This window comes from Alterinioella sp. (assembly GCF_058343375.1).
Map to the genome: position 1 here is coordinate 1 of NZ_JBTUJH010000116.1, position 5,115 is coordinate 5,115.

General features: G+C 66.5%; 5 protein-coding genes. 1 reads left to right on the plus strand and 4 read right to left on the minus strand.

Features of this window, described 5'->3' with window-relative positions; genetic code table 11:
* The 3 genes from ACW8PS_RS15225 to ACW8PS_RS15235 all read right to left on the minus strand — a co-directional run.
* A partial coding sequence (locus tag ACW8PS_RS15225) for a BatA domain-containing protein (RefSeq protein WP_491528356.1) occupies positions 1–2,024 on the minus strand: 2,024 nt, incomplete at its 3' end.
* A gap of 85 nt (positions 2,025–2,109) precedes the next feature.
* Positions 2,110–3,003 carry a DUF58 domain-containing protein gene (locus ACW8PS_RS15230; RefSeq protein ID WP_491528357.1) on the minus strand — a complete coding sequence of 298 codons (894 nt, stop codon included), beginning with the start codon at positions 3,001–3,003 and terminating at the stop codon, positions 2,110–2,112.
* On the minus strand, positions 3,000–4,007 hold the full coding sequence (locus ACW8PS_RS15235) for an AAA family ATPase (RefSeq protein WP_491528358.1): 1,008 nt from the start codon (positions 4,005–4,007) through the stop codon (positions 3,000–3,002). The genes ACW8PS_RS15230 and ACW8PS_RS15235 overlap by 4 nt, the downstream gene beginning before the upstream one ends.
* A gap of 62 nt (positions 4,008–4,069) precedes the next feature.
* Between ACW8PS_RS15235 and ACW8PS_RS15240 the strand changes: the two genes are divergently transcribed.
* Positions 4,070–4,672, plus strand: a complete 603-nt coding sequence (locus tag ACW8PS_RS15240) for a DUF1285 domain-containing protein (RefSeq protein ID WP_491528359.1) — start codon at positions 4,070–4,072, stop codon at positions 4,670–4,672.
* Here ACW8PS_RS15240 and ACW8PS_RS15245 read toward each other — a convergent pair.
* The coding region (locus ACW8PS_RS15245; RefSeq protein WP_491528360.1) for a M28 family peptidase at positions 4,669–5,115 on the minus strand (447 nt) is incomplete at its 5' end. The two genes, ACW8PS_RS15240 and ACW8PS_RS15245, sit on opposite strands and share 4 nt — an antisense overlap.

Genomic DNA, 5,115 nt, shown 5'->3' on the forward strand with positions numbered 1-5,115 from the left:
GCCAGCAGCGCCAGCGCCTCATCGGCGGCGCTCTGCGCCCGGGCCTGCGGGGCCATCAAGCCCACGGCCAGCAAGATCACCGCCGTTCGCGCCAGCCCCGGCAAGCGGCCCGACAGCCACAAAGCGGCCAGCGAATCGAGCAGCAACAGCGCAAAAGCCGCCGCCAGAAACGCCCAGGCCAGATTGGCCACCGGGCGCGCATCCATGCCCTCGATGGCGATACCGGCGGGCCATGTCGCGGGCGCAAGCGTATCATCGGCCCCGATCACATTGCGCGCCACGCGCCGGTCAGATCCGGCATAAAGCCCCGGCAACAGGTCGCGCGACAATGCTGCGCTGGCCAGATCGACGCCATCGACGCCCGGCATCACACCGGCGTCGCGCCGGGTTCCGAACCCGTCCAGCACCATTTCAGGCACCCAGGTGACACCGACCAGATCCTGCGCTTGCGGGTCCACCGGGCGGGTGGAAATGGCCAGCCGCTCCAGCATCTGCACGAACAGGCCCGAGATCGGCAGCGTCGACCATTCCGCATTGGCGGTGACGTGGAACAACACCACCTGCCCCTGCCCAAGCCGGGCCCGGGTGACCAGCGGCGTGCCATCGGCCAGGGCCGCGATGGTGCGGCTGGCAAGTTCGGGGTCGGGTTGGGCCAGCACCTGAGAGCTGACCAGAACATCCTGCGGGATCGCCAGCCCGTAAAACGGCGATGTCTCGTCAAAGGGCCGCAGCGCCTTGGGCTCGCCCCAGCTCATGGTGCCGCCCACCGAGCGCCCGCCTTCGCGCAGCCGCACCGGCAGGAGCGGATCAAGGCTTTCGCGGGCGATATCGGACCCCGCCAGGCGCGGGCCGGCAAAGCGCACCAGCATGCCGCCGCGATCGACCCAGGCTTGCAGGCCGGCATCCTCATCGGGGCTGAGCGTTGCGACATCGGCCAGGATGATCACATCGGGGCTGGCCAGCAGCATGTCCGACAGCCCGACCTCCAGCAAATCGGCGGTGGGGGCCAGCGCCTGGCGCAGATAATGCAAGGGCGACAGCAATTCCTGCCCCTCCTGATCGGCGGCCCCGGCCAAAAGCCCGACCTCGCGCCGCTGCAAGCCATCATCGGTCAGCGACACCGCGCCCGCGCTGCGTTCGCCCGTGATCTGAAAGCGGCTGATCCGGTTGCGCAATTCGGGCGGCAGGTCGAGTTCCAGCTCGGCCATGGTGGCCGCCGCGCCAAAGCGCAGTTCCTGGCGCGCCAATTGCCGCTCGATCCCGGCCGGGTCCAGCCCGTAGGCCTCGACCGTCACATCGCGCGCCGCCCCGGCCTGCAAGCGATGCGCCGGCAGGCGGATCACCCCATCCTCGAACCGCGCCGGGCCCAGCGCCAGCACGTCGCGCCCGCCCTGAAAGACGATCACATCGCCCGCGCCGGCAAGCGTTTCGATCAGGTCTTCGCGGCCGGGATGATCCAGCCCATCGGAAAACCAGAAAGTCTGAAAGCCGCCGGGGGTCGCATCGGCCCAGGCCAGCGCTGCCGCCATATCGGGCGCAAACGGGGCCGGTTCCAGATTGTCCAGCCGGGCCAGCCAGCGGCCCGCCGCCTGAAACGGCACATCGCCCACCGGCGGCAGATCGGTCAGTTGCACCAGCGCCACCGGGCGGCCATCGCGCCCGGCCTCCTCGATCAGCGCGCGGGCCCGGTCCAGCCGCGCGGGCCAGTCGCGGGCCGAGGCCCAGGACGCATCCATCAGCACCAGCAGCGGCCCGTCCTCCACCCGCTCCTCGGGCGGGTTCAGCACCGGGCCGGCAAAGCCGATAATCGCCGCCGCCAGTGCCAGAATGCGCAACAATAACAGCCACCACGGCGTCTTGTCGGTCTGGCTGTCATCATCCTTGAGGCCAATCAGCAGCGCCACACCGGCAAAGCGGCGTCGGATCGGGGCCGGCGGCACCGCGCGCAACAGCCACCACAGGATCGGCAGGGCCACAAGCGCCAGCAGCAGCAGCGGGGCCGCGAAGGACAAACCTGCGATCATGTCGCCCCCTTACCGCAAGCGCGCGAAAACTCTTGCAAGAGTTTTGCAAATTCCTTGCAAGGAATTTCCCCCGCGCCCAGATCCATCACAACCGCACCTTTTCCAACGCCCGATAGAGCCATAGCAATGTCGGCTCTGCACCATCGCCGGTGTGATGGCAATGATAGCTCCAGCCGCTGCGCCGGGCGATATCCTTCAGATGTGCCTTGCGCGCCGCCAGTCGCTTCAGATAGGCCGCGCGCAGCCCGCCTGCCTTCAGCGTCTCGAACCGGATCGCGCCGCCCATGCTTTCGAACAGGGTTCGCCCGTCAAAGGGAAACCGTTCCTCATCGGGGTCCAGAACCTGCACCAATGCGCCTTTTACGCCCCGATCGGCGGCCTGGCCCAGAGCCTTCTCGACCGGGGCCATTTCACCCAGAAAATCCGAGAAAAACACCGCCCGCGACCCGGCTGGCATGACCTGAGGGTGCGGTGTGCCGTATTCACCGGCCCCGTCGCTTTCCATCATCGCCTGCGCCAGCCGCATCAGTTGCGCCTCACCGCCGCGCGGTGGTTCGGCCAGATGGATCAGCCCCACCCGTTCGCCGCCGCGCACCGCCAATATCGCCAATGCCATCGCCAGGGTCTGCGCCCGGCGCAGTTTCGAGGGCCGCGATGGTGCCCCGGCATAGGTCATGGATTTGGCATCATCGACACCGATCATCACCGATTGCGCCGCCTGCCATTCGGTCTGCCGCACGAAATGCACATCCGCCCGCGCCGAGCGTCGCCAGTCGATCGAGCGCAGCGGGTCGCCGGTTTCGGCCTGCCGGTATTGCCAGAACTCATCGCCGGTGCCGGCGCGTTTGCGCCCGTGTTCGCCCAACAGGATCGTCGCCGCCAGATGCTGCGCGTCGGCCAGCAGAGCCGGCAGGCTGCCGGCCACCGCCTCGGATCGGGATCTGAGCGTTTCGGCTGTGTGGCGCGCGGCTGTGGTCAAGCTGCGGCCTCGACCCTTGCCGCGCGCGCGGTCACCTGATCGATCAGGCCCTCAAGCTCCACGCCTTCGGCCCGGGCGGCAAAGCTCAGCGCCATCCGATGCGACAGAACCGGGCGCGCCATGGCGATGACATCATCGGCCGTCGGGGCCAGCCGCCCGTCCAGCAGCGCCCGCGCCCGCACCGTCAGCATCAAGGCCTGCGCCGCCCGTGGCCCCGGCCCCCAGGCGACATGATCATGCACCATCTGGGGGGCCTCTGCGGCATCCGGGCGGCAGGCGCGCACCAGATCGAGGATCAGCTCCACCACCGCATCGCCCACCGGCATCCGGCGCACGACCCGTTGTGCGGCCATCAATTCCTCAGCCGTGAACACCTGATGCGCGCTGGCCTCTTCGGTGCCGGTCGTGGCCAGCAAAATGCCCTTTTCGGTCTCCCGGTCCGGGTAATCGACGTTGATTTTCACCAGGAACCGGTCCAGCTGCGCCTCGGGCAGGGGGTAGGTGCCCTCCTGCTCGATCGGGTTCTGCGTCGCCAGCACATGAAAGGGGGCCGGCAGCGGATGATGCACGCCCGCAACCGTCACCTCATGTTCCTGCATCGCCTGCAACAGGGCCGATTGGGTGCGCGGGCTGGCGCGGTTGATCTCATCGGCCATCAGAAGCTGGCAGAATACCGGCCCCTGGATGAACCGGAACGACCGCGCGCCATCATCGGCGGTTTCCAGAACTTCCGACCCCAGAATATCGGCCGGCATCAGATCGGGGGTGAACTGAATGCGCGCCGCCGACAGCCCCATGACGGTAGAGAGCGTATCGACCAGCAGCGTCTTGCCCAGCCCCGGCAGACCCACCAGCAAGGCATGTCCGCCCGACAGCATCGCCGCCAGCGACAGGTCCACGACCTCGCTCTGGCCAATGATCCGCGTCGCAATCGAGGCGCGCGCCTGCACCAGCATGGCCCCCAGGCTTTCGATCTCACCTACAAGCTTTTCGGTGTCAGACATGGCAATGCTCCACAGGAAAGAATATATTGCGCCAGTTAAGACAAGTATGGTGCCGACCACAAATGGCAAAACACGAAACTGGACAAAACATTGTGAAACCAAGTGCTGAAAGCCTGATGAAAGCCGCCCTTTCGGCGCAAAAAGGCGGCAAGCTTCCGCCGGTGCATCTGTGGGATCCCGAATTCTGCGGTGATCTGGATATGGAGATCAAACGCGACGGCACCTGGTTTTACATGGGAACCCCGATCGGGCGGCCTGCAATGGTCAAGCTGTTCAGTTCCATCCTGAGGCTGGAGGATGGCAAGTATTTCCTTGTCACCCCGGTGGAAAAGGTCGGTATCCGCGTCGTCGATGCGCCTTTTGTCGCGGTCGATATGGATGCGGCGGGAAAGGGGCCCGATCAGGTCATGAGTTTCACCACCCAGGTCGGTGATGTGGTGATCGCGGGCCCTGACAATCCTGTCCGCGTGACCCGCAATGAGACCGGCGAACCCTCGCCCTATGTCATGGTCCGGGCCGGGCTTGAGGCGCTGATCGACCGCAAGACATTTTACCGGATGATCGATCTGGGCGATGCGCATGAGGTGGATGGCACGGATTGGTTCGGCGTCTGGAGCCAGGGCCAGTTCTTTCCGATCATCCCGGTGGGTGAACTGGACGGCTAACCTTCCAGCCCGGCCGCCATGGCCAGCGTCGCCACCAAGGCCCGCGTGACATCAGTCAGCCGGGGGTAATCCAGCAGCCCGGGCAGGTCGCGCGTGGTGTGAAATTCCGGCCGCTCGGCACCGCCATCATAGAACCCGATACAGGCAAAGCCCTGCGCCTCGAACGGCATGTAATCGCTGTCCCAGATATTGCTGAAAGTGGTTGTCAGGCCAGTGTGTTCTGCCGCCATCCGGGCGGCCATCGCCCCATAGGCCCGCGCGGCCGGATCATTGGCCGGGGTCGCATTGCCCTGATCATATTCGATGAACAGCGGGTCAGCGGCACGCGCGGGCCGCAATCCCACCATGTCGATATTGATCATCAGCTCGATCGGCCAGCCCTCGCGCGCCGCGATGCGGGCGGCAGCGGTTGAGCCGGCCAGCCCCTGTTCCTCGCCCGAGAA